Source organism: Gilliamella sp. WF3-4 (genome assembly GCF_001690275.1).
Lineage (GTDB): Bacteria > Pseudomonadota > Gammaproteobacteria > Enterobacterales > Orbaceae > Gilliamella > Gilliamella apicola_C.
This window is the reverse complement of sequence record NZ_LZGW01000003.1, coordinates 46,121-71,848: the sequence shown is the minus strand read 5'-3', so window position 1 is coordinate 71,848 and position 25,728 is coordinate 46,121. Positions and strand designations below refer to the sequence as shown.

Below are 25,728 nucleotides of genomic sequence, written 5' to 3'. Positions count from 1 at the left end.
TCCTTAGAAAACTGACATTACATTATTTAATTTATTATATTTTTAAAGCTATAAACTTTCCTATTTATATCAATAATAATCGTTTCTTATGCAGAAATAAAGGAAAATGCCAGTATGAATTACCAAAGTTTGACATATGTCAAAAAATAAGCTCATGCTCGTTTTAATTGCCGAAAAGATGAAAAGGAAATCATATTGATATAAATAAGTTGTAGGTAAAATATACACCTTAATTTGACAAGCTTTCGATTTGATTATGACAAGTTAAAAATATTAACTAAATGGTTTAGTCAGATCTTTCTTTCGTGCATCCCTATCTAATAATGGGCACTTTAGCAGTGTTTTAAGTGGATATAGTTAAGTCACAGCACCTAATTAGTAATGCATATTAGATTATTGCTTATTAATATTAAAAATAAGAATAAGGTTTGGCAATTTTGCGCTTTTTAGGCTTTTTCTTTTTTTGTGGCTTAAGCTGCCAGCTGGAATTATCCGCTACGTAAATTTCATTTAGCTTTAAATCATAGGGGATGTCTTTTAGCGTGTCGGCAATTTCGTCATAAGGCGAGGGTAACGTAAAATATAAGCCATAATCGTTATCAACAATCAGTGTGCCATATACAATCTTCTGAAATTTGCTCAAAGAGCATAGCTCTTCCATGGTAATACCAGCATATAATTCATTTTTATATTGATTTTGGTATTTACCTTGGTAGTTTTGGTTGCATCCTATGCCAATGATATCGCCATCAAATGTGGTTGTTAGCGTCAATGTATCATCATTTAATGAATAAAAACTCTGTCTAGTCATCTCACCCATTGAAAAATGAAGCTCGTGTTCTTGGTAGTTAACATCAAAATATTGATACATTTCATCGAGATAAGAAAGAATGTTATCACCAATTTGAATATTAGCCATTGATTTATAACTAATAATATCAGCAGTAAAATCAATCATTGATTACCATCCTGAAGTTTGCACATTGCTGTCTCATTTTTGCTATCAGTTTGATTGCTTATCGACATAATTATCAAAACCAGCCAGATAAATTGTATATTGTACAGTTTGCCTCAATTTATGTCATTCATGATAAAATTGATAGAGCTATGGGGATGAGTGGATAGTAATCTAAGTATGACTAATCGCTAGTAACGCGTAATAGTTTGGCATTTTTCTGACTCAGTTTAGTGATAAGCTGTTGTAATTCATCTTGAAAATCATCGATTTGTTGGGTGATTTGCATCAAATCTGCTATTAATGTTGTTAGCTCGTTGCTATTAAAAACGGCATCAGTTTTGTAATAATCACTGATTTTTTTTAATTGTTTAAAGCTACGCCAATTTGTTGATTTGCTAAATATTTTACTATGTAGATCTTCGTTCATAACAAATTGTACCTGCCGTTGATTATCAATATGGATAATAAAATCTAATCCCATTTGTTTAAATACCTTATTGAGCTGGTCATGTAAGTGATTATTTTATGCGTTTATAAGATGATTTGTTGTGTGATTAATCTGATTTTATCATAATAGTCAGATATGTCATTGGCGGTTAGTTCATCGCCATAATTGCTGATATGAAAGTAATCATGCTCAGCATGATGGCAATAAAATGAAAATAGTGTATATTCAAAAATCAGTAAAATGCCTTTTACTACCTCGTTATAATTATTCGTTTTTCCTAACTGTTGATAGGTTTTTGCTAAGGCTTGGCAATTATTTAATAGTTGATTAAATGTTGATTTATCAAAAAAACTTAGTTCATGCAATTGATACAAAAATGATTGTTCATCTTCTGCTTGAGCTTGATGGATTATGGCGTTTTCCAATTGAGTGATGTTTTGTATATGGCTCATTTTCTATTGGCTTTTCTATTTATTGTTTATCTACCTTCACTTATAGTTTACTTATAAATGATACTCTAAAGTTTAATCCCAAATTATGCAGTTTTAAATTATCAAATAATAGTAGCTAATCATATACTTTAATTAAATTTTTTTAGTCTTCATTATTGGGTCATGTCCATTTATATCAGTCAGCCTTTAGTGAAAGTTGTTAAGTTACTTAAATCATTTTCGTGGGTTAAGCTATTTAGTTGCTTTGGGTCAGCAAGCTAATATGTGATGTAATACATGACAATAATTCTATGAAAATTTTGTCGAAGATTGCCAGCTCAAAATCATCTAGATCGTTTTGGTATTTCATTACATTATCGATACCATAATTTGAATAAACGGTGCAAGTGGCATGTATTATACCCTCTGTGATTTGAATATTGATGATATCGTTATCAAATAGCTCAATGCCGTTAATTGATAATTTGAAGCGAAGATAAATTCGGTGTTTTAAGATATCAATATGTACATAGCTAGCCATATTATGTACTGTAAATTGATCAGCAATATTGGTTTGTAATAAAATGCCTAATTGATTAAGTTGAGTTGATAAATGTGATATCAATTCGATCACTTTTTTATTAGAAGACATCACCATGCTTAAATGCTATAACATAATTTATGTGCTAGTACTATTTGTGTTAAACAAGCATATTGTGTAAAAAACATATGCCATTTATGTTTAATCAGCATATTGTAAAAAAGCGTCATTTTCAATATAGAAAATAAAAGAGTTAAATAAATCTTCTAATGTTGGATTACCTAATTCATTGTTAGCAACTTCAATAATATCTTCAATATCGGCTTTTTCTAGCGTTGGGATCCAGTCTTCTTCTATTGCTTTTTGGGAAAGACCTGAATCAAAATTATTTAACGCATCATCATCCAAAAACCGACCTTGTGTATCAAGTGTCCAAGAGGAGTGATCAGCAGGAAGATAAAAAAAATGATTTGGCATATCCTTTATGTTAGAAAGCACATCACGTATAGCGATAAAATCCATAAATTCCTCTTAAATAACTTGCATGAGAGCGTTGCATTTGTAATAAACGTTTGTAATAAATACACATTAGTTTAATGCAACTTGAGGTAAGTGTCATTATGGCTAAATAAATAATTTATCCATTTAATCACCATCAGCAAGAATTATTTCATCCTCACTGGATGCTTGCTTAAATAGCAAAACGAGTTTTTGGATCTCGCTGTCATTATGCTGATGTAACAAATTGATTAATATTTTTTGATGGTCTGGATAGATTCTTGTTTGGCCATAAGGATCAATCATAATGCCAGTTTTTTGTCTTAAATAAGTAAAAGCGTGATCAAGCAATTGGGCTTTTTTATCATTTAAAACCAGAGATGATTTACTGCCATCTTGATCCGATAAATAGGAAAAATCTAACATATTTTATATTTCCTAGCGTAGATAATATGTTGATTAATAAAAATTACATAAATCAATAATATATTGAGGCACATTTTTACGATAACAAATGCTCTTTTTTAAACCCATAGAGCCTTGCTTTGCACATTTTAGCAGATCATCATCACGAATAATAAAAGTACTATCTTCAAGAAAAATATCAATGACAGCTTCGGCAAATGAATTTGGAATATAGTTTAGAGCAAGATTAAAAATACGGTTTTTAGCTTCATTATTTTCTAATAATGATTCAATGATAACCGATGCATTTTGCTGCCATTTGTTAGCCAACAAGATAAAATCTTGCTCATTGATTGTTTCTTGCAGAATGATGTTAACTACCATGTTATAACCTTTAGCTTACAATGAACAAATAATATTGCACTTCATTAAAGTTATCTCCGAATTAGCGTATTTTTGAATTATTTGATTAATGGGTTTATATCATCGATAGTTTGCATTACTCTAGTTGTAATTAAAGGCTTAAGTGTTTTGTTCATCGTTTCAATTTTAGCTAAGTTTGAGCCATTTTTATCATCTAAATAACCTTGCTCTCTTAGTGATGCAACTAATGTGGAAAATACGCCTTTATCAAAGAATTCAGGGGCATTAATACCATGTAAAATGGATAATCGTTCAGCAATGAGTCGAGCCTCTTTTTCTAGTGTTGCACGGCTAATTGTTGGATCTTTTTGCAATAAAGAAAATGCAATAGCATAACGTTGCAATGTATCTTTAGATGATGAAGCAATTAATTGTAATTCCGACATTTTTAAGTAGTTTAGTGTTAATTTATCTGGCGAATAACAAATTAGGTTTAATTCGGCATAGATTTTAATAATTTTATCTACATATTCAGTGAGTTGTTCATCATTGTGATAAACAAATAGCTCTGATTTGATTAACGGAAAAAGTCGTTTTACTTGTTCTAAAACTTCATCCGATGAAATCCGGTTATGTTTGAGTAAAATTCTGGCCACAATAGCTGGAATAATCAGTAAATGCTGAATATTATTACGATAATAAGTCATTAAAACCGCTTGTTCGTTAGTTAAACCAACAATTTCGCCAGCTTCGTCTGTGGTAATAACAAATTTTCCCATTTCTTTGGCATGCTCAAACAATTCTTCTGGCGTTTGTTCTGGAATGGTTATCAACTCTGAATAAGGAATATTTTTTAATAATTTTAACAAATAATCAATCAGTTCAATTAATCTAACTTTCGTTAATGCACGTTGATCTGCCGCTAATAATATTGAACAGCATAAGTTCATTGCATTGATTGCAGCTGAAGAGTTGATGTGCTCCATAATTTGTTTAGCAAGTAAATTGGTTGTTGGTGTTAACCATTGCGGGCGTTGAGTACCAGTCGGTTCGATTGCATCTCGCCATTCTGGAACTTGTTGGTTTAAAAACTGATTTAACGGTATTGGTTGACCAAAATTCACATAGCCAAATCCCAATTTTTTTAATTTTAAAAATGCTTTTAGAGTACGCCACAAGCTTTCTTTTTCTTTCTTTGCTCCTCGTAACTCATTGGCATAGGTAGCGACTTCTAACACATGCTCATAACCAATATAAACAGGAACAACGGTAATGGGTCTTGCATCACCACGTAATAATGTTTGAATTGTCATCATTAACATACCTGTTTTAGGATCGAGTAATCTACCTGTACGAGATCGTCCACCTTCAACAAAATATTCAACAGCATAACCACGGATAAAAAGTTCCGCTAAATATTCTCGAAAAACGGATGTATAAAGTTTATTACCTCGGAATGAACGGCGAATAAAAAAGGCGCCTAATCGCCTAAAAATGGGTCCTGCTGGCCAAAAGTTCAAGTTAATGCCAGCAGCAATATGAGGAGGAACTAATCCTTGTCGATAAAGCACATAAGAAAGTAATAGATAATCCATATGGCTGCGGTGGCAAGGAGCATAGACAATTTCATGCCCATTTTGGGCAAGCTCTCGAACAGGATCGGCATTAGTGACTTTAAGACCTTGATAAAGCCTATTCCACGCCCAGGTCAGCACAAAATCGGTTATTCGTAGCATACGATAAGAAAAATTAGCGGCAATTTCATTTAAAATCGCTAATGCGTTTTTCTTTGCTTTATCAAGGTCAATATTTTTACTTTTTGCTTCTTCTTGTATTGCTTCGCTAATTACTTGCTTTTTTAGTAAGTTATTTAGCATCGCTTGACGAACAGGAAGCTTAGGTCCGATGGATGCCATACGTTGTTTGGCGAAATGGATGCGTGCAACGCGTGCTAGTTTATGCGCTAAAATAGGAAGATCTTGCTGTTTATCAACATGAATATCTTTAAATGAAACTGTACGAGAAAATCGAGTATAACAATCTCTGCCTGACGTGATGATTTTTAAAAATTTGCTAGTTGCGCCAAGTACCTGTAATGATAGTTTTTTCTTCCCTTCGATATCAGGCTTGCGACCAAACATAACCGAAACAGGTAACATTTGGACATCAAGATCATGATTTTGTTGATGTGCTGAAATATAATCTCTTAAAATTTCAATTGCTTTATTTTTTTGTTGGTTAGAGGCAAAAATACCAGGTCCTTTATCAATATAGATGTAAGCAGGAATGTTTTTACCATTGATATCTAAGCCAGCTAGTGGATCTGGTAAATTATATTGCAAACAAAGCGATCGCAACACCATCAAATCGATTTGAGAGTTATAAGGTAAGACATATAAAATTGGTTTATCGGTATCAAGGTCTAATTCTATTATTGGATCGGTAGGAACAGGTTTACTTTTCACAAAAAGTTTCACCAAGATTTGGATAAGAAAAAAATAAGCTTTAGCCCACCAAGAAAACATAAAAAATAAACCTCATACCTTTGTGTTATTGATATACTTAACTGACATTAATTGTTTACCCATCAACCCACCACAAGCAAGTATTTTGCTTGTAAACAGACATAGTGCTCTTTTGGGGCATCAAGATAAGCAATGAATTAAGTATATACTGTTATCGTTTAATCGTTAGCAAATTTGCACAACCTTTAGACTATATGATTTAAAATCCACTAAAAGATAAGATGATAACGATATAGTAACATGATAGTCATATTATATCGGTTTAATGCTATCAACGCCACGAATGTAACAGGCTTTTATTTCCAATGCTGATTTTATAAGTAAATTTTTATCTTTGATTTTTTTCTCAAGTTACTGAGTATAGCCTATCTAATTTATAAAAAAGATGATTATTTTTGTAACACTCTTTTATTTTTTGTAAAAAAGATTATCTTATTAAGCATCTCAAACAATTCCCCATAAGTCTATTAAACACAATGAAATTATATAGCCTTTCTCGCACCAAAATTAGCATTGCATTTATATCAGCATGTATAACGACCCCTTATAATACAACTCGTTTTATCAAGGATTTGATTGCTGGAATTACGGTTGGTATTATTGCTATCCCCTTAGCAATGGCATTAGCAATTGCAAGTGGCGTGCCACCGCAGCATGGGCTATATACCGCAATTATAGCAGGCTTTATTATTGCATTAACGGGTGGTTCTCGCTTTAGTGTTTCTGGCCCTACTGCCGCATTTGTCGTTATTTTGTACCCCGTATCATTACAATATGGATTATCAGGATTACTCATTGCAACACTACTATCTGGCATATTTCTTATATTAATGGGAATAATTCGCTTAGGTAGATTAATCGAATATATACCATTACCTGTTGTATTAGGCTTCACATCCGGTATTGCTATCACGATAGCAACTATGCAAATTAAAGATTTTTTTGGCTTGCAGCTCGAACATATGCCAGAAAGTTATATTAGTAAAGTGATTGAGCTAACTAAAGCACTACCTACCATCAATATAGCAGACACCTTAGTCGGAGCTGTAACACTAATAGTATTAATTATGTGGCCAAGGCTTAAATTAAGAATATCTGGCCACTTACCTGCACTCGTTGCCGGTATTATAGTCATGTTTATCTTTAATCAATTTGGCTATCAAATTGAAACAATTGGTTCACGTTTTACCTATACATTAGCCGATAATACCCTAGGGCATGGTATACCCTCTGTACTACCAGAATTTGCTTTACCTTGGCAACATACTGATTTTAAATGGGATTGGTCAACACTTAGCGCTTTATTACCGATTTCACTTACCATGGCGATGTTGTGCGCTATAGAATCGTTATTGTGTGCAGTGGTATTAGATGAAATGACGCATACCAAACATCATTCAAATAGTGAACTCATTGGCCAAGGGTTAGGTAATATTATTGCGCCGTTTTTTGGTGGAATTTCAGCAACTGCTGCTATCGCGCGGTCGGCAGCTAATGTCAAAGCGGGAGCAACTTCACCGATTGCGGCGGTATTACATGCCTTGGTTGTTTTACTGGCACTTATCTGTTTTGCGCCAGCATTATCATTTATTCCACTTTCGGCTATGTCTGCGCTATTACTTATCGTGGCATGGAATATGAGTGCGGTTCAACGTGTTATTTATATTATCAAATGTGCACCTAAAGACGATATTTTAATTATGTTGCTTTGTATGTCACTAACCGTACTATTTGATATGGTGATAGCTATTACATTGGGAATCGTGCTTGCATCAATTCTATTTATGCGCAGAATAGCCCGAATGACGCGTTTAGTTGAACTTAATCGCAGTAATGACAAAACTTTAGTACTTCGTATTAATGGGCCGCTGTTTTTTGCTGCTGCTGAACGTACCTTTTTAGAAATTTATCAAAAGATTAATGGATATCAACACATAATACTACAATGGGATGCGGTACCCATACTTGATGCTGGTGGGCTTAATGCTTTAATACATTTTATTGATGAGTTGCCTGAAAATGTTGATTTATCAATCTGTGAGTTACAATTTCAGCCATTAAAAACATTAGCTAGAGCTAAAATTGTTCCTATTTCTAACAAACTCATGTTCTATTCAACATTAGACGAAGCACTGAAAGATAAAGATTAATTGTAAATTTAGTTTTATTATATTGTCTAATTTATATGCACAGTAATTGTTTTGATAAAACAATTACTGTGCAATGAATTGTATCACAGCCTTTCTTTTCACTGATTAATCACTTGTGACAAAACCACCTGTCTTAAAAGTGATTTTAATTTCAAACCCAAATTTAACTTATAAAATAGGAAAGTAATATGATATCTAACCAAAATAATTTTTACGGTCTTAAACAAAAATCAAACTGGTTTATTTTAGTGGGTGTTATTTTAATTATATTAGGAGGCTTCGCATTAGGTTATCAGTTCATTGCAACTGTTTTTTCGGTCTATGTTATTGGTTCATTAATTTTGATCGCTGGTATTATCCAAGCACTACATTCATTTCAGGTTAAAAGTTTCGGTCAATCTGCACTATGGGCTGTAATGGGGGTACTATACATTTTTATTGGTTTAATGTCATTTTTTCAACCTGTTACCGTTTCATCCGCTTTAACTTTAGTGGTTTCCTTTTTGTTAATTATGAGTGGTTTTACGCAAATATTTGCTGCTATGAATAACCGTGATTTACCTCGTTGGGGGTGGATACTCACATCAGGTATTATCACCCTCATTTTAGGATTTATGATTATCACTGGTTGGCCATACGACAGCCTTTACGTTTTAGGTATGTTTTTAGGTATTGATCTTATTTTCCAAGGTTGGGCATATGTCGCTATTGGTTTTGCTTTAAAGACCATCAATAGTAAATAGGTTCATTCACTGCCCACAATCAAGCTATTTGCCATTAGCGGTGGCCACTGATTGTGAGCAGATCAATGTTTAATGTCGTTTAGGTTTTTAGTTTTTTAATTTTTGGTTAAAGCATTAATTTTTATTTAAAATAGTTAAATATTTAGAGCGTTACATGCAAAAACAATCTCTTATGACGACCTTTTCATATTTTAAGCAGGCAATTTACTTTAGGTATTGGCGCATTCCCATACAAAATAGCGACAATAATCACTTTCAGTAGGTATACAAATTGCGAATATACAAATTGTATGCATACTACCCTTAAAAATCATTCAGAAAAGCCATTGATTTTATTGAAGTTTTTTGCTTGGTTTAACTAGTCTACGCTGTTACAACCTAGTAACCCACTTATTTATAAGTAGATGATTTTTTAATTATATTTAGTTTTTTTTGCATATTTTAATGCCAGCAAAAGCGTTGCTATTGTAAAAAATAGCTAATTATTTATAGCTTTTGTTGGTTTTCGCTTTTACTTCTTGCATTGTTTGTAAAATTCGATGATAGTTGGCAAGCCTGGATGGTGCAATATTACCGTCTTGCACGGCTTTTTGTAGCAAACAACCTGGCGTATCAAAGTGATTACAATCACGAAAATGGCAACCGCCAAGATAGTTATCGAATTCTTTAAAGCCACTTATCACTTGTTCAGGCTCTAGATGCCATAAGCCAAATTCACGTATTCCTGGTGAATCAATAATATCGCCACCATTGGGTAAATGATAGAGCCTTGACGAGGTTGTTGTATGTTGCCCAAGACCAGATATTTCTGAAATACCACCAGTCATCGCCGATTGTGATTGATGAGGTAATAGCAAATTTATAATGCTTGATTTACCCACACCAGACTGACCAACTAAAATTGAAACTTTACCTTGCAAGATATCTTGTAATACCGCAATACCTTGTTGAGGTTGGCATGAAACATACAACACTTGATAACCAATACGAGTATAAATCGCCAATTGTTTTTCAACCTCAGCGCGTTGCTGATCATTGAGTAAATCAATTTTGTTTAAAACAATAATAGGTTGTATATCAGTACTTTCACAAGCGACTAAATAGCGATCGATAATATTAAGTGATAACTCTGGCAAAACAGCGGAAATAATCACGATTTGATCAACATTAGCTGCAACAGGTTTTACCCCATCATAAAAATCAGGTCGAACAAGTTCAGAATGCCTAGGGTGAACGGCTTCAATAATACCGTTGGTGTTTGGCTCTAAACTTTCACGCCACACCACTTTATCACCAGTCACTAACGAAGGTAACGTACGTCGAATACTACACCGATAAATAAGCCCACCACTATCTTCAACATCAGCCGATTTACCATAACGGCTTACCACCACACCATCACGAGGTGATGAAAAACTTGCTAGGTTTTCATCTTGCCTTATGGCTAATCGTTGTTGATGTTTTGCCGCCACACGTCTTTTTTGATTATTGGAAAGTCGATTTTTTGCCATAGTACTCATTTTTTGCTAAAACAGATTGTCAGTTATGCTACACTACTGCGTATCAAAAAGAAAATTTCTATCAAAAATTATGAACAACCAACCACAAATTAACAGTAGTCATCTTATTTGGATCGATCTTGAAATGACGGGGCTTAATCCAATAACCGATCGTATTATTGAAATTGCAACTGTTGTGACTGATTCTAACTTAACTATTCTTGCTGAAGGACCTGTAATTGCGGTTCATCAATCTGATGAGCAATTAGCATTGATGGATGAGTGGAACCAAAACACCCACGGTAAATCAGGATTAATTGAACGTGTTCGAAAAAGCACTATCACTGAACAGCAAGCCGAACAGCAGACTATCGAATTTTTAAAACAGTGGGTACCTGAAAACTGCTCACCTATTTGCGGTAATACCATTGGTCAAGATCGCCGTTTTTTATTCAACTACATGCCTAATTTAGAAAGCTATTTTCATTATCGCTATTTAGATGTCAGTACCATCAAAGAATTAGCCAAACGTTGGAAGCCTGAAATATTAAAAGGAATTAGCAAACAGAGCTCACACCAAGCGCTTGATGATATTCGTGATTCAATTGCCGAGCTGGCTTATTATCGTCAGCACTTTTTTGATCTATCAAGATAATTGATTGATATGCAAATTTTATATACCGTTTTATTATATTTGATTCAGCCCTTAGTGTGGCTAAGGTTACTTTGGCGCAGTCGTAAAGCTCCGGCTTATCGAAAGCGGTGGCGTGAGCGCTATGGTTTTTGTAAAAATAAAGTGAAAGCTAATAGTATTTTAGTGCATGCCGTATCGGTCGGTGAAACGATTGCTGCGATTCCACTCATTAAAGCGCTACAACAGCAATACCCTAATTTACCTATTACTGTTACTACCATGACGCCAACAGGATCTGAGCGAGTTAAAGCATTGCTCGGCGATAGTGTCAATCATGTATATTTACCTTATGATTTACCTTGCGCGATAAATCGTTTTTTAAAAACGACCCAGCCTAAGTTAGTTATCATTATGGAAACGGAGCTTTGGCCTAATTTTATTTGCCAGTGCCATAAACGAAATATTCCATTGGTTATTGCCAATGCTAGATTATCGCAACGCTCTGCTAACAGATATCACAAACTAGGATCGGCTATTGGTAAATTATTGTCAAAAATCAGTATAGTGGCAGCTCAAAATAAACAAGATGGCGAACGGTTTGTCGCATTGGGGTTGCCAAACGATCATTTAGCGATAACAGGTAGTATCAAATTTGACATTAATTTAACGGATCAACAGCGGCAAACAACCACAAAGCTAAAGCAACAATGGCAATTAAACCAACCTGTCTTTATCGCTGCAAGCACACATCATGGTGAAGATGAAATCATCCTAGCTGCCTTTGAACTTTTGTTAACCAAACATCCTGATTTACTATTAATTATTGTTCCTCGCCATCCAGAGCGTTTTAAAGCAGTTGAAAAATTAATTAATGATCACGGGTTAACTTATATAAACCGTAGTAGTAAGCAAGTTCCTACTAAACAAACGCAAGTCATTTTAGGCGACACAATGGGCGAGTTAGCCACGCTTTACGGTCTTGCCGATATCGCTTTCGTTGGCGGTAGTTTAGTGAAACATGGTGGGCATAACCCATTAGAGCCAGCTCTCCACCATATTCCTATCATTAGTGGCGAACATTTTTTCAATTTTAAAGTTATTTGTGAACAGCTTATTGCAGCTAAAGGGATGATCATTTGTGATAGCTCCCCAGCTTCCCTTTATTCAGCAATTAATGATCTTTTAGAAAATAACACCAATCGTAAACAGATTGGCGAAAATGCTTATCAAGTATTAAAACAAAATCAAGGCGCACTAGGTAGGCTTCTTGATGTTATCAACCCTTATCTTTGTGTCAAATAAGGCTCGCTTATGGACAAAAAACAAGGATTATTGCTAGTTAATCTAGGCACACCAAATGCGGCAACGCCAGATGCAATAAAGCAGTATCTAACCGAGTTTTTGCTTGATCGGCATGTAGTTGATTTGCCAAAACTGCTTTGGTATCCAATTTTAAAGTACCGCGTAATACCTAAACGAGTGCCTTATATTATTAATCATTACCAAAAAATCTGGATAAATAACGCCTCGCCTTTATTGCATTATAGCCGATTATTATGTGATAAATTACAACACCATTTACCTAATATTCAATGTGAATTAGCCATGACTTATGGCGATCCCAATTTGCAATCTGCGTTAAATAACCTGCGATCATGCACAAAAATTACAGTATTACCTCTCTTTCCACAATATTCAACAACCACTACACTCGCAGTACTTGATAAAATCAAGCAAATTATAACTTCGCTCAATATCATTGATCATATTGACTATATTCGAGATTATGCCGATCATCGAAGCTATATCAATGCACTTTATCTACAAATTAAACAGGCTTTTCACCACCAAGGAGAACCTGACGTGCTTGTGCTTTCTTATCATGGCATTCCTGAGCGTTATATCCATAACCGCAATGATGATTATATACAACGTTGCGAAATGACCACGCAGTTATTAGTCAAAAAATGTCGAGAAAATGGTATAAATATCCCCATTCAAATGGCTTATCAATCCAAATTTGGCAAAGGTAAATGGGTTACACCAAGCACCAGTAGCACACTACAAATTTTAGCTCAAAGAGGCGTTAAAAATGTGCAAGTCATCTGCCCAGGATTTTCGGTAGACTGTATTGAGACCATTTACGAAATTGACGAAGAAAATCGAGAAGTTTTTTTAAATGCAGGTGGCAAAAACTTTTATTATATTCCTGCATTAAATGACACTCATTTACAGATTAATTTAATTATAGATTTAATAAATTATATTCAACCAGTTAAACTTAAAAACTGATATTCAAAAACACAGTAACTTGAAAAGTTTTTACAACATAATACGATTAATAAAATAAAAAAGCAGATATCTTTCAAATAATTCAAATTTTAAACTAACAAATATTAAAACCAAGCAGTTATCTATCACCCGTATGATTGATAACGTATGATAAGCTAGTATTGAATAATTCTGTTTTTGAGCACTAAGGAGAAAATTAAGTGAAAATAATCATCATTGGCGCTCAAGCCGCAGGCGCAAGTGCTGCGGCAAAAGCCAAAAGAACAAACCCTGAGGCCACCATCCGTATTTATGAAAAATCGGATATTGTATCGTTTGGTGCTTGTGGGTTACCTTATTTCATTGGTAACCACTTTACTGATGCCAATGAAATGATATCCAGAACACCAGCACAATTCCAAAAAGATGGCATTGAAATCAAGACACAACATGAAGTTATTGCACTTGATGTTAATCAAAAAAAATTAACCATTAAAGATCTCAATACAGGCAATTGCTTTGATGATAACTACGATAAACTACTACTCGCGGTTGGTGCTAGCCCCATTATTCCGCCTTTTAAAAATAATCAATTAAAAAATATCTTCACCTTACGCGATCTACATGATGGGCTAGCAATCAAACAAGCGTTAACCAATCCAAATACCCAAAATGTTATTGTTGTTGGTGCTGGGTATATTGGGCTTGAAATAGCCGAATCACTCGTTGCCCTACAAAAAAAAGTTAAACTTATTCAGCTAGATGATAGAATTCTTGTTGATGCTTTTGATGAGCAAATTACCGAACTGATAGAAGAAAACATCAAACAACATTGTGACCTACACTTACAAGAACGCGTGTTAGGCTTTGAAGGGGCTCATACAGTCACTCATGTGGTTACCGATAAATCGCAATACCCAGCAGATGTTGTTATCATTGCAACAGGTGTAAAACCCAATAGTGCTATCTATAAAAACATGGGGATCAACACACTTGAAAACGGCGCAGTCATAACCAATCGCTTTGGGCAAACCAATATTACTGACATCTACGCCGCTGGAGATTGTGCCGCACTTCATCATAGAATTAGCCAATCAATGGTGTATATTCCGCTTGCTACAGGCGCAAACAAGCTTGGTAAAATCGCAGGCGAAAATTTAGGCGGAGGACATAATGAATACCCCGGTACTATTGGCACATCAGCCCTAAAGGTTTTTGATATTGAGGCAGGGCGAGCTGGTTTAACCGAAAGCGAAGCAAAAAAAGCCAAAATTCCTTATAAAACTGTAATGGTTAAAGATAAAAACCATAGCAACTATGTTGCTGGACAAACAAGTGTAACAGCAAAACTGATTTACCATGCCGATACTCGCGAGATTTTAGGAGGGCAAATAGTTGGTGGAAGTGGTGCGGTATTAAGAGTAAATACGTTAGCAACTGCAATATGGGCAAATTTAAAAATTGATGAGTTTGCCATGATGGATTTTTTGTATGCGCCACCATTTTCAAGACCATGGGATATTTTAAATATTGCCGGATCTATAGCAAAATAAAAATACTTGCTTATCTATATAAGCAATATTATTAAAGGTCGATTTTTAACCATATAATTGAATTATCAAAAGAGAGGCTAATTATGCCAGGTGCCATTTTTCAGGGAGCTTTTTTTGAAAAGTTCTTAGTAATTACCCATTATCAAACGCTCATTAGTATTGGACTATTACTTATTTGTTTTTTTGCGGTGATGAAACCGCTACAAGATAAAAAAGTTAATTTTTCAATTCGCATGTTAGTTGGTCTAATACTTGGTGCAGTGCTTGGCTTAGGGATCCAAGCTGTAGCAGGATTCCCAGATATATCAACAATCTGGATGCAGGAAACCGCAACATGGTATGGGCTTTTTGGTCGTGCTTTTATTGCCTTTATCCGAATGTTAGTGATACCACTCATTTTTGTTTCTATTGTTAAAGTCATCATCGATTTTTCTGGTAAAAAAAATCTACCGCAAATCGCATTTAGAGGGATTTTTTGGTTGCTGTTTACAACAGCTATTGCCTGTATAGTCGGTATTTTGTTAGCGAATCTATTTGCCTTAGGTACAATGAGCTCAAACTCTGTACATCAAGCTCACGCAAAACAATACACCAATATTATTGATACCTTTATCAATCTAATACCTAGCAATATTATTGCATCAATGGTAAACGAAAACATTGTGGGCTTAGTCATTTTTTCTGCCTTAATGGGGCTTGCCGCTAATAGAATGGAAAAGAAAAACCCACAGCCCATTGCGTTATTTAAAACATTTATCGAAGCACTTTACAAAATCGTCATGTCAATTGCGATGACTGTTATTAAATACATGCCTTACGCGGTCATTGCTTTACTGGCTCGCACCATTATTTCTAATGGAATACCAGCAATTATCCAGGTTTCAAACTTTGTTGTTGCAGTCTATATTGCAACAGCGATTATGCTAATTATGCATATTACGATTGTCTTGATCCATGGTATTTCGCCAACGATGTTTATCAAAAAAGCGTTAGGAACATGGCTATTAGCCTTTACTAGTCGCTCATCAGTCGGCACATTACCTATGACTATCTCAACGTTAACCGTTCGAATGGGGGTAAATACTGGCACTGCCAATTTAGTCGGCTCGCTTGGTAGCACCATGGGAATGAATGGGTGTGCTGGCTTCTTCCCTGCTTTACTTGCCGTGATGGTAGCGCACATGGTTGGTATTGAGACTAATATCCAGTTTTATATTATGCTTGTCATTGTGGTGGTTATTGGTTCAATCGGCATCGCTGGCATTCCCGGTACAGCAACGGTTGCCGCAACGGTGGTCTTATCTGGCATGGGTATGGCTGAATACTTCCCTTTAATTGGTATGGTGTTAGCTATCGATCCAATTATCGATATGGCACGAACTTTAGCCAATGTATCTGGTGCAATGACAGCGGCTGTTGTAACTGATCGAGAAGTAGGACTTATGAATATGACCGTGTATAACGATCCTAATGTCACTTTTGAAAATGAGCCGTCAGAAGTTTGACGGCAATGAGAAGGTTTTTCTAACCTAATATAAGTATTAATTTAAAAAAAACAAATAAAATCAATTGCTTTTCTGAGCGATTGAAATTTTTCCGGTAAAACATAAATTTCTAAAAGTTTTTTATCCAAAGATAAATTAATAAAGCGTTTTTACTCATATCATCAATGATATCGGTAAAAACGCTAGAAGCAATTTATTTACATAACTATCTGCTAACTCTAACATAATCATTTGTCCATCCAAAACTCAAACGTCAGGAACACCCCCGTCCTTCCTACAATTAGCCCATAAAAAAACAAATAATACATTGATTTTATTAATTTTTTGTTTGTTTTTTTAACTAAAAATATCCCCACACTGAAACTAACATACCCATTTCAAAATTTCTATTTGAAAAATAAAAAGAAATTAATCTCAATTTATTTTAAAATAAAACATTAATAAAAAATAATCATTAACTTTACTATTACCATTATTCAATAAACACAACCGTAAATCATGAATAAATAGAATATTATTACTGAGGAAAGGAAATAAATAAGTGATAAAAAAAAGATTAAAAAGAGCTTTATATCTAATAGGTTTGATCTGTTTTTCAATGTCGTCGTATGCTAATGATACAAGGCTTTATGTTCCTTATAAGCATCTTTTACTCGATCGTAGCGGTAAGGTGATTGTCGATAATGAGGGGGATGAAAACTCAATAACTTATAGGGATCATTATTGGATTATACAAAAAAGTAATGATGTTTTTTTTAATAATTTTAATCAAGTTAACAACTTTGAATATTCTTTTGATAAACAGGGTGATATTTTAACTTTCAAACCCGGTGGGTCGTTAACGTATTTAGGTAATGAAAGAATTGCTTATGACTATCAAGATACCGGGGTATCGGTTTTAATTGATACCGATGGTCATTTAATTACCCCCAAAGGCGTTTATTACAAAAAAATCAATCCATTTAATAATGGTTACGCCGAAGTAAAAACACAAGATAATAAACAGGGGTATATTGACTTGCAGGGGCAATTTGTCAGCAAGAATCCCAATAAGCTAAACACCAAATACAATCCACATTGCCAAGACGCCACCCTCGATAAAATCATGCAGCTGTGTAACAAAAAGAACAGCAAATACCTTATTAATAAAAAAACCGGTAAAGAAGTGGATATCGGTACACGAGCATGGGCGCTCGATAGCTATTATTTTAATGATAATGTAGACCTTTCTGGTCAATATTTTTGGGTGAAAAATTATCAAGATAATTATGCAGTATATCAACTTTACGATTACGAAGGGACAATGCTCTATGAAAATAGCTTTTATCAAGTCGCCCCTTTTTATGGTTCGGTAAGTTGGGTTAAAAAGGATAGTAATGAAGATAAGTATCGTTTAATTAATGCTACAGGCGAAACTCTCGACAAATACGATAACTATAGTACCGTTCAAGTCGGTGATCATGTGCTGTTTTATGCTAAAACCAAATTACCAGAAAAAGACTATAAAGATGGGGGATTTTTAACCAAAATTTTGGATCAGGATGGTCATGTTTTATTCTATGAAGATAAAATCGATGAAACTCAAAACAGTGCTTGTAAGCAAGATTTGATCGTTTTAAAAGATCCCCAAGATAACATTGTATGGCCTTTAGACATTGAAAAAGAGTGCTTATTAAACCGATATGTTGATGAATCGGTCGAAAGAGATACTTGGATGGATAAAAAAAATAAGGTCGTTGACATCCCTAAAGATAAAATCGGTGAAATTGCCAATTATTTTGTCACTAAAAAACAAAATGATAAAAACACCAATACAATCAATCATGCCAAAAATGAAACCTATTTAGCCGGCCCTGAAACGGTTAATATTAAAGATATTGCTGATTTAACTATACCAAATGGCTATATTTATTATGAGTGGCCTTTTCTTGAAAAGGATTGTAATCGTTTTTTGATGCCAGCATACAGCAATAATAATCAATTGTGTATTTCTGTACATAATGTTGGCTATATTGATTTAAAGGCAGAAAAAAAGCAATTTGATGATCCTCTGCGTCTGCAAGAAATAAAAAATAATTTACAACGCAAAGTGATAAATTACCGCAATCGCTATCAACATTTTGAATGGTTAATAGAGCCACAATTAGATGTTGAAAACCACACAATGAAATTTGGTTATCGTTATATTTTTGAACGTATCGGCGAAAATAACAGACAAGAAGTTATTACCGGTCAAATTATTGCTCAAGTCATTTTTGTTAAAGATCATATGATTGTTTTAACCAACCCCCCTAATAATATGTTAGCTAATTCTGCGCTAATGGAATTTGATTGGGCTAAGCAAATTAAAATACGACCAGAATATCAATTTGATAAGCAACCTGTTTATCGCTGTAGTCAATTTGCGTTAACAGATTCGGCACTTTCTATAGCAAATTTTGATTATCTGAATAAGGGACGTTGCTTTCCAATATCATTAACTGAACTTATTGATGCAACGGAACAACAAAATGATTCAAAAGAATTAACTAACTTGCAAAATGCATTGTTTTTTGAACCATTTTATTATCATTCTGATACAGGTATAGGGCGTTAAAACTTTATGAAATTTAAGAAATATATATCATCTTGTCAGTTATGTATGGCATTGATGTTAACCATCGTTAGTAATCAGTCACGTGCTGATGCGACACTTAATTTAACATCTGAACAGTGGCAAAAAGAAATTCAACAACGTTTTGATGCAATTAATGAGAATGGTGAACCCGTTGAATGCGTTGTATTTGCAAACATTGATAATTTCCCTTATCACTTTGATTATTCTGTCTTAGTATCAGAGCCTCTATTGATGGCGGTCGATGCCGAATTAGTTGATGAGTCGATCAAAGAGAGAAGTCACTCTGAGAAAGATTATCGATACACTTATCACCTCACCGAAAAAGGGAAACGCTACTATAAAACTTGGCCTAAATTACGGCATTCTGGTTTTTGTTTTGGTAAGGTCACGGTTGAAAAAATAAGCAAAACCGATAAAGATGGTAATTATGTTACTGTTGAGTACCAATATAAAGTGGAAGATTTTCCTGCCAATATTGAGCCTCTTTTATCAAAACAAAATTCGTATATTAATAATCCATCAAAGACCGCAATCGCTACATTTAGTTTAGATAAAAGCAATCAGCTTTATAGCGTGTCAGGAATTGGTTTAATTACCCACATCTACGAAGGATGGCATCAATAATGAAATTAAAAACACTACTTATGTTGCTTTGTGGTTTGTCGCTTGTGGCTTGTGATAACAACATTAATAAAGATGAATTACAATCGATAATCAATAATAATCAACCATTATGTTATTCTTTACCTGAAGAAGTAAGACAATTCCCTAAAGATATTTTTGATGACAATATCGTTGAAGATAATCTGAATGATGAACTAGTAGATATTTTTGTCGATTTAAACTTATTAACTAAACGTCAATTATCCATAACCAAGTTGGATGGGTCATTAACTTATGCCACAAGATATCGATTATCCCAAGAAGGTAAAACGTATTTTAATCCAGAAAAAGGGGGGTTTTGTTTTGGCAACATTAAAGTCAATGATGTGTATAAAACTGAATCGAGTCCAACAAGGTATAATCAACGCAGTAGAACATCAAGATTGGTCTATTATCATTATTCATTTAGCGATATTCCTAATTGGGCAAAAGATAAACGCCTAACACAATATTATATAACTCCTTCGCTAAACACCGAACGGCTTTATGATGCAAAGGCAATTCATTATCAACCTAGTTTATATTTTTCTTCGTTCGAAGTTGATAAAACTCCATTAATCCAACTTCGCTAAATTGATGGAAGATCGTTATCTATTTTGTAATTTAAACTTGAACAAGCAAGACATAATGAAATGAATAATATAAGAGTATTTTTTTTATTGGCCATATTTTTGGCTTTCCCAAATCATACATTTGCAAGCGTTATCTATCAAGAAGATTGGTATTTAGCTATCGAAAAGAAAGACAGCGTTGCCCAATATAAAATCGCTGAGGCTTATAGCCCTTTAACAAAAAACGATAGCTATCATTGTCAAACTAATCAGTTATATTTTAGTCATCAAAATAAAAAACTGTCAGGTTGTCGCGATAAATCTGCCGATAAATATATCGAGTTTTTAACAAAATCGGCCGAAAACTTATACCCTATCGCCCAAAAAGATTTAGGTATTGCTTATATTACAGGCGAATTGGTGCCTAAAGATATTAAAAAAGGGCTTTATTGGTTAGAAAGAGCTGCCTCACCGATTTCAGACAAAGCAAAATTTCGAATCGTTGAAGGCACATTTTGGTTAGCACAGCCAAATGGTAAAAAATTTGGTGTCGGTGAAGCCCATTATTGGTTAGGATTGCTTTATCACGAGGGGACAGAAGTTAAAGCCGATTATGCTAAAGCAATCAAACATTATAAAATAGCTAGTAAAAGTACCGATTGGGAGGTTGATAATCTAGCTCAATATCAACTATATAAACTTTATCAAGATAAGCTCAATGATCCCAAAAAATCACTCTATTGGCTTGAAAAGACAGCAAACAATATTGGTAAATTTGCTGATGAACAAACATTAGAAACACCAACGAAAATGGTTAGTTACTTTTTGGGTGGAGGACAACCCGATGGTTCTAAATTAGATACCCCTAATTACCTTTGGGCAGCAAAATGGTTATTAAAAGTAGTCGAACAATCTAACATACCAAAAGAGTCTAAACAAAAAGCGGCTTTCCAGTTAGGGTGGTTTTATTTAAATGGTTTAGGTGTAGAAAAAGATATTGGAGAAGCAATAAAATATTATCATTTAGGCATGTACCAAGATGACCTTACAAACTATCAGATGAACTTAACAGAATATAAAGACATTACATCTTCAACTGACATATCGTTACAAAATCAATTTTTACATCAAGTTATTACGCCATTTTATATAAACAAATTTGATACGGCTAAAGCCCAAAAAGTTATCGACGCTGTTTTTGCAAATAACCCTAAAGATAAAGAAGTTTTTTATGAAAAATTGATAGAAAATCTAGTCGAAACACTGCAAGTTGAAAGCTATGATTTCTTATATCAACTTGAATCTATTCCTCTTTTGCTGAAACTTGCCAAACAACAGGGAATAGCTTATGGTTTTTATCGTGATGCTAGAAATATTCAAGGTAAGACAACAGATGAATTAATGGCTCTTTATCAATCAGCATTAAAAATTGACCCCAACAACCCAACGGTACTTTATCAATTTGGTACGTTATATGACTTTATTCTTGAGGATGAAAAGACAGCAATAACTTATTACCAACATGCGGCTAAATTAGGTAATTCAAAAGCGAATTATCGGCTAGGTGTCATTTATTATTTAGGCAAAGGTGTTGAAAAAAGTTATCATGAGGCTTGGCAATATCTTGATTTGGCAGCTAAGCAAGATTATCAACCTGCTCAGGATTTTTTGATCACAATTGATAAATCTCATCCTGAATTTGATTGGTTAACAACCCAATATCTTAATCATCGACAAGTGTACCGTTCCCCAACGGTTATGGTTGATGGAGTGGATTGGTTACAAACTCAAAGCGAAGTGAACCAAAATGATAAGGCCACATATCACAAAATAAAGCATGATTCAAATGGAAATGGGCTAAAAACGTATCAAGGTTGCAAAGCCGCATTGTCACTTGCTGCTGGTGGAGATATCTTTGCACAAGATGAGTTGCTAAGCCAAATGGATAAAAAAAGAGATTCCTTTATTTGTACACCTAAAAAAGAATTGCTCTTTAATTGGATTGATAGCAGTAATAAAAATGATCACAAGAAAGCATTTTTAAAAGTAAAATATTACAAAATGTCAGGGCAATATAAGGAATTCCATGCAATGTTGAAAGCTCAAGTTACAAATAATAACCCTTATGCAATATTTGAACTGGCACAGCAACAAGTTATGGTTAATTTACCAAATAATGTAGTGCTACCTTATATAAAAACATTACTGAAATCAGGTAGCCCTGCTGCTGCTAAACTTTTGGTTTTTTATTATGAAAATATAAATATCGATATGTTACAACATACTAAATCAATTCTATTACTGAATGATTTAAGGTGGTACTATTTAGATTCAGAAATTAATGAATACTATCAAAATAATAAATTCTCTAAATATTTTTATGCAGATTCCAAATTAACCTCTTCCGATATTTATAAAATGTGGTTTGAACTTGCACAAATGCATGAACAAGGTAAAGAAATTCCTCAAAATAAAGTGTTAGCTTTAGTTTGGTATCGTTTATTAGTTGAATATAATCAAACCCAAGCAACCACAAAAGTAGCACAAATTAGTGCTCAATTAACCGAAGAACAACAAGCAGAAGTAAATAATATATTAAGCAACTATCGTAATTTATATCGTTTTCTTCCGTTAACACATTTAGATATAAATGAATAACTAGCTAAGTATGATAATGCTTAACTAAAACAAATAAATCAAACCACCGCATTCAATGCAGGCTCGTGTTGTGATAGTAAGTTAATATAGGTAATAAGATATGAGTAATATTGTTATTGAAAAAAAAAGTAAATCAATTAGCCACAAAGTATTTTGGGTGTTAGGAGCTATTTTTTTAGCATTGGTTATTAGTGGTGGCTATTATTTTTTTAAAAATAATGCTTTTGTTGCTAGTCAACCAGTATCTCAACAGCCAAAAAATATCAAAATTACTTATGTTATACCTCGATTTTTTGGTTATTATCGTCATCCTATCGTATTCAATTGTATTGATTCTATTGAATACGATGGAAAGCGCATTAAAACCTCCAAAATAGACTATTATAAAAAGGGTCAAAAGGAGCTACAAAATATACGCGAAAATTGCATACCTTTTTAAAGGTAAAATTGATATTAATAGAATATTTGCCATGCCAAATTTAAGAACGAAAAAAAGACGCAAACTGCGTCTTTTTAATATTGTTTGATGTTATTAAAACTAAAGCGTCTTTAACCATGCTTTAACATCTTTACCTAAACTTTTGTGGCGCATTGCGTATTGAACAAAGGTTTGCACATAACCGAGTTTGTTACCACAGTCGTGGCTACGACCTTTTATGCAATAAGCATCAACACTATCTTCTTCAAGTAGCATGGCAATTGCATCGGTCAATTGAATTTCACCACCAGCACCTAATGGTGTTTTAGCAAGTAACGGCCAGATCTTTTCAGATAGAACATAACGCCCGACCACAGATTGGTTTGATGGTGCATCTTCAATAGAGGGTTTTTCAACAACACTATACATTTGTGCAACATTGCCTGCAGATAATACTTCACCACGGCAATCAACAATACCATAAGAAGAGACTAATTCCTTGGGTACTGGCTCAACCATGATTTGGCTATGTTTGGTTTCATGATAATTATTAATCATTGCGGCTAAATTATCGCTGGTTAAATCACTTTCATACTCATCAATAATCACATCAGGTAAAACGACAGCAAATGGTTCATCGCCCACCAAAGGATAAGCACATAACACTGCATGACCCAGCCCTTTAGCCAAACCTTGGCGAACACTGGTTATTGTGACATGTTTAGGTAAAATACCTTGTACTTCTTGCAATAACTGACGTTTAACACGAGCCTCTAACATGGCTTCTAATTCAAAACTGGTATCGAAATGGTTTTCAATTGAGTTTTTTGATGAGTGGGTTACAAAAATAATCTCAGTTATGCCAGCTGCAATACACTCTTTAACCACATATTGAATCAGTGGTTTGTCAACAACCGGAAGCATCTCTTTGGGAATAGCTTTTGTTGCGGGCAACATGCGTGTACCCAAACCAGCAACAGGAATAACGGCTTTTTTGACTTTTTTATTGGTTGAACTGTCTAAATTTAATGTCATTTTATTTCCTTAAAACAAATTAACTAACAGTGGAGCTATAGGTATCGTCACTACGGCGATCATTAACAAATGTATTTTTGACTCGCACTGACTTTAACATATAAGCAATCCAAATACAGGTATAAATGATTGCTATAACAATATCTTTTATAAGAGAAAACTCGAATTTAAATTCAAATGGTAACACGATAAAAAAATACCAACATCTTTGAATTAGCTTAAAAACAATAAAACTGCTACTAAATATAATAAAAAAGTTAGGAAATTTATAACTTTTAGTAAAATATAAAAATATAATATAAGCGTTTAAAAGCAAAAATAAACAATTTAGACCGATGTCACATAAAATAAACAGCCCCAAATGAATTGTTTGCATTTCCGAGTAGGGATCCAATAATTGTATCCACACGTCGATAAAATTAATCACATTTAGTCTAGAAAAAATAACATATCCAATAAAAATAAAATAAAAAAATAATTCAATACCAACTAAAATTAGCCAACCGCCTAATCCTTTAAGTTCTTTTTCCTTGATCATTTTTGCGCCTTTTTAATGATTGATAAATCATTAGATTCAATGAGTGAAGGATTATCCCTATCTTTGGCTAAAGAATCAATAGCGATATAAACGATTTGGCAATTTTGTAAAATGGCTTGTCTTACTACAAATTTGGCTTTACGATCACGTGCTTCTTTTTGCGCTTTGCTAATATAAAGATCATCATAACCATCATCGTACAGAGAAGAGCTTTCAAATAAGTTAGGTGTTCGCCAGAATGTTTCTTTGGGATAATCGCGGATAAAAATTTGATCTGTTAATTTACCTTTTATTCCTGCATAACTACTCGGTAAATGTTTACCTTCTCGACTTTGGGTAATATAAACACGCTGATAAATTGGTATATTTGCAGGGAGGGGATTTAATATAAATTCAATGCCAAATAGGTTTGAGTATTGGCAATTTTCCATAGTTAAAGGTGTAGTTCGAAAGTTTAACGAACCACACCCAACAAGTAAAAAAAATATCACTATAGATAAAATACGTAACATTTTTATTCTAACTATATTCCAGATGTTAGAATGTTTATAGGCATATCTATATCCTTAATTACATTTTATCACTGACTTTTTCAGCAGTATGCGAAATGGCCTTTCCACCTGATTCAACATCTTCGCCAACACCTTTAACAGTGTTACATCCAACAATAAGAGTTGTCATCGCCACACCTAACATTAGAATTAGCATTTTACGGAACATAAAA

General features: G+C 33.9%; 25 protein-coding genes. 12 read left to right on the top strand and 13 right to left on the bottom strand.

Features of this window, described 5'->3' with window-relative positions; all coding sequences use genetic code 11:
- Positions 1 to 409: 409 nt before the first annotated feature.
- The 8 genes from A9G47_RS01445 to plsB form a co-directional block, all read right to left on the bottom strand.
- Positions 410 to 958: a hypothetical protein gene (locus A9G47_RS01445; RefSeq protein WP_065641993.1), complete on the bottom strand. Its 549-nt coding sequence runs from the start codon at positions 956 to 958 to the stop codon at positions 410 to 412.
- Between the two features lie 181 nt (positions 959 to 1,139).
- Positions 1,140 to 1,439, bottom strand: a complete 300-nt coding sequence (locus tag A9G47_RS01440) for a hypothetical protein (protein ID WP_065641992.1) — start codon at positions 1,437 to 1,439, stop codon at positions 1,140 to 1,142.
- A gap of 50 nt (positions 1,440 to 1,489) precedes the next feature.
- A complete protein-coding gene (locus tag A9G47_RS01435) occupies positions 1,490 to 1,858 on the bottom strand; it encodes an Imm41 family immunity protein (RefSeq protein WP_065641991.1) in 369 nt (122 codons plus the stop codon).
- A 235-nt stretch (positions 1,859 to 2,093) separates the two neighbouring features.
- Positions 2,094 to 2,495, bottom strand: a complete 402-nt coding sequence (locus A9G47_RS01430) for a hypothetical protein (protein ID WP_065567372.1) — start codon at positions 2,493 to 2,495, stop codon at positions 2,094 to 2,096.
- An 84-nt stretch (positions 2,496 to 2,579) separates the two neighbouring features.
- Positions 2,580 to 2,900 carry a DUF7716 domain-containing protein gene (locus A9G47_RS01425; protein WP_065567371.1) on the bottom strand — a complete coding sequence of 107 codons (321 nt, stop codon included), beginning with the start codon at positions 2,898 to 2,900 and terminating at the stop codon, positions 2,580 to 2,582.
- Positions 2,901 to 3,023: 123 nt separating this feature from the next.
- Positions 3,024 to 3,302: a hypothetical protein gene (locus A9G47_RS01420; protein ID WP_065567370.1), complete on the bottom strand. Its 279-nt coding sequence runs from the start codon at positions 3,300 to 3,302 to the stop codon at positions 3,024 to 3,026.
- A gap of 33 nt (positions 3,303 to 3,335) precedes the next feature.
- Positions 3,336 to 3,665, bottom strand: coding sequence for a hypothetical protein (locus tag A9G47_RS01415; RefSeq protein WP_065567369.1), 330 nt, complete (start codon positions 3,663 to 3,665; stop codon positions 3,336 to 3,338).
- A gap of 77 nt (positions 3,666 to 3,742) precedes the next feature.
- Positions 3,743 to 6,169, bottom strand: a complete 2,427-nt coding sequence (gene plsB, locus A9G47_RS01410; RefSeq protein WP_065567368.1) for a glycerol-3-phosphate 1-O-acyltransferase PlsB — start codon at positions 6,167 to 6,169, stop codon at positions 3,743 to 3,745.
- A 476-nt stretch (positions 6,170 to 6,645) separates the two neighbouring features.
- Here plsB and dauA point away from each other — a divergent pair, with 476 nt between their 5' ends.
- Together dauA and A9G47_RS01400 are read left to right on the top strand one after the other, a co-directional pair.
- Positions 6,646 to 8,319, top strand: a complete 1,674-nt coding sequence (gene dauA, locus A9G47_RS01405) for a C4-dicarboxylic acid transporter DauA (protein ID WP_065567367.1) — start codon at positions 6,646 to 6,648, stop codon at positions 8,317 to 8,319.
- Positions 8,320 to 8,507: 188 nt separating this feature from the next.
- The gene (locus tag A9G47_RS01400) at positions 8,508 to 9,062 is read left to right on the top strand and encodes an HdeD family acid-resistance protein (protein ID WP_065579938.1); all 555 of its coding nucleotides are present in this window, start codon (positions 8,508 to 8,510) and stop codon (positions 9,060 to 9,062) included.
- Positions 9,063 to 9,544: 482 nt separating this feature from the next.
- Here A9G47_RS01400 and rsgA read toward each other — a convergent pair whose 3' ends face one another.
- Entirely contained in the window at positions 9,545 to 10,573 is a 1,029-nt protein-coding gene (rsgA, locus tag A9G47_RS01395; RefSeq protein ID WP_065641990.1) for a small ribosomal subunit biogenesis GTPase RsgA, read from the bottom strand.
- A 79-nt stretch (positions 10,574 to 10,652) separates the two neighbouring features.
- On the opposite strand from rsgA, the gene orn reads away from it, so the two are divergent.
- From orn to A9G47_RS01345, 10 genes are all read left to right on the top strand, one after another.
- Complete coding sequence (orn, locus tag A9G47_RS01390; RefSeq protein ID WP_065641989.1) at positions 10,653 to 11,216, top strand: oligoribonuclease; 564 nt, start codon at positions 10,653 to 10,655, stop codon at positions 11,214 to 11,216.
- Positions 11,217 to 11,225: 9 nt separating this feature from the next.
- Positions 11,226 to 12,497, top strand: coding sequence for a lipid IV(A) 3-deoxy-D-manno-octulosonic acid transferase (gene waaA, locus A9G47_RS01385; RefSeq protein ID WP_065579940.1), 1,272 nt, complete (start codon positions 11,226 to 11,228; stop codon positions 12,495 to 12,497).
- A 9-nt stretch (positions 12,498 to 12,506) separates the two neighbouring features.
- Positions 12,507 to 13,487 carry a ferrochelatase gene (hemH, locus tag A9G47_RS01380; RefSeq protein WP_065567363.1) on the top strand — a complete coding sequence of 327 codons (981 nt, stop codon included), beginning with the start codon at positions 12,507 to 12,509 and terminating at the stop codon, positions 13,485 to 13,487.
- Between the two features lie 200 nt (positions 13,488 to 13,687).
- Positions 13,688 to 15,019 (top strand): CoA-disulfide reductase, encoded by a 1,332-nt coding sequence (locus A9G47_RS01375; RefSeq protein WP_065641988.1) that lies wholly within the window; start codon positions 13,688 to 13,690, stop codon positions 15,017 to 15,019.
- Between the two features lie 83 nt (positions 15,020 to 15,102).
- The gene (locus A9G47_RS01370; protein WP_065641987.1) at positions 15,103 to 16,524 is read left to right on the top strand and encodes a cation:dicarboxylate symporter family transporter; all 1,422 of its coding nucleotides are present in this window, start codon (positions 15,103 to 15,105) and stop codon (positions 16,522 to 16,524) included.
- Between the two features lie 541 nt (positions 16,525 to 17,065).
- A complete protein-coding gene (locus A9G47_RS01365) occupies positions 17,066 to 19,120 on the top strand; it encodes a WG repeat-containing protein (protein WP_141674778.1) in 2,055 nt (684 codons plus the stop codon).
- A gap of 6 nt (positions 19,121 to 19,126) precedes the next feature.
- Positions 19,127 to 19,765 carry a hypothetical protein gene (locus A9G47_RS01360; protein ID WP_141674777.1) on the top strand — a complete coding sequence of 213 codons (639 nt, stop codon included), beginning with the start codon at positions 19,127 to 19,129 and terminating at the stop codon, positions 19,763 to 19,765.
- Complete coding sequence (locus A9G47_RS01355; protein ID WP_065588222.1) at positions 19,765 to 20,376, top strand: hypothetical protein; 612 nt, start codon at positions 19,765 to 19,767, stop codon at positions 20,374 to 20,376. Before A9G47_RS01360 ends, A9G47_RS01355 begins: the two co-directional genes overlap by 1 nt.
- A gap of 60 nt (positions 20,377 to 20,436) precedes the next feature.
- Positions 20,437 to 23,013, top strand: coding sequence for a tetratricopeptide repeat protein (locus tag A9G47_RS01350; RefSeq protein WP_065641984.1), 2,577 nt, complete (start codon positions 20,437 to 20,439; stop codon positions 23,011 to 23,013).
- A gap of 100 nt (positions 23,014 to 23,113) precedes the next feature.
- Positions 23,114 to 23,452, top strand: coding sequence for a hypothetical protein (locus A9G47_RS01345; protein ID WP_065641983.1), 339 nt, complete (start codon positions 23,114 to 23,116; stop codon positions 23,450 to 23,452).
- Between the two features lie 99 nt (positions 23,453 to 23,551).
- Here the strand turns inward: A9G47_RS01345 and galU are convergent, their stop codons facing one another.
- The 4 genes from galU to A9G47_RS01325 are packed head-to-tail and all read right to left on the bottom strand — an operon-like array spanning position 23,552 to position 25,724.
- Positions 23,552 to 24,466, bottom strand: a complete 915-nt coding sequence (galU, locus tag A9G47_RS01340) for a UTP--glucose-1-phosphate uridylyltransferase GalU (protein WP_065588219.1) — start codon at positions 24,464 to 24,466, stop codon at positions 23,552 to 23,554.
- 19 nt (positions 24,467 to 24,485) lie between these two features.
- Positions 24,486 to 25,004 (bottom strand): DUF2569 domain-containing protein, encoded by a 519-nt coding sequence (locus A9G47_RS14800; RefSeq protein WP_065641982.1) that lies wholly within the window; start codon positions 25,002 to 25,004, stop codon positions 24,486 to 24,488.
- Positions 25,001 to 25,516 (bottom strand): hypothetical protein, encoded by a 516-nt coding sequence (locus tag A9G47_RS01330; RefSeq protein WP_065641981.1) that lies wholly within the window; start codon positions 25,514 to 25,516, stop codon positions 25,001 to 25,003. Before A9G47_RS01330 ends, A9G47_RS14800 begins: the two co-directional genes overlap by 4 nt.
- 58 nt (positions 25,517 to 25,574) lie before the next feature.
- Positions 25,575 to 25,724 carry an entericidin A/B family lipoprotein gene (locus tag A9G47_RS01325; protein WP_081295683.1) on the bottom strand — a complete coding sequence of 50 codons (150 nt, stop codon included), beginning with the start codon at positions 25,722 to 25,724 and terminating at the stop codon, positions 25,575 to 25,577.
- Between the last annotated feature and the right edge of the window lie 4 nt (positions 25,725 to 25,728).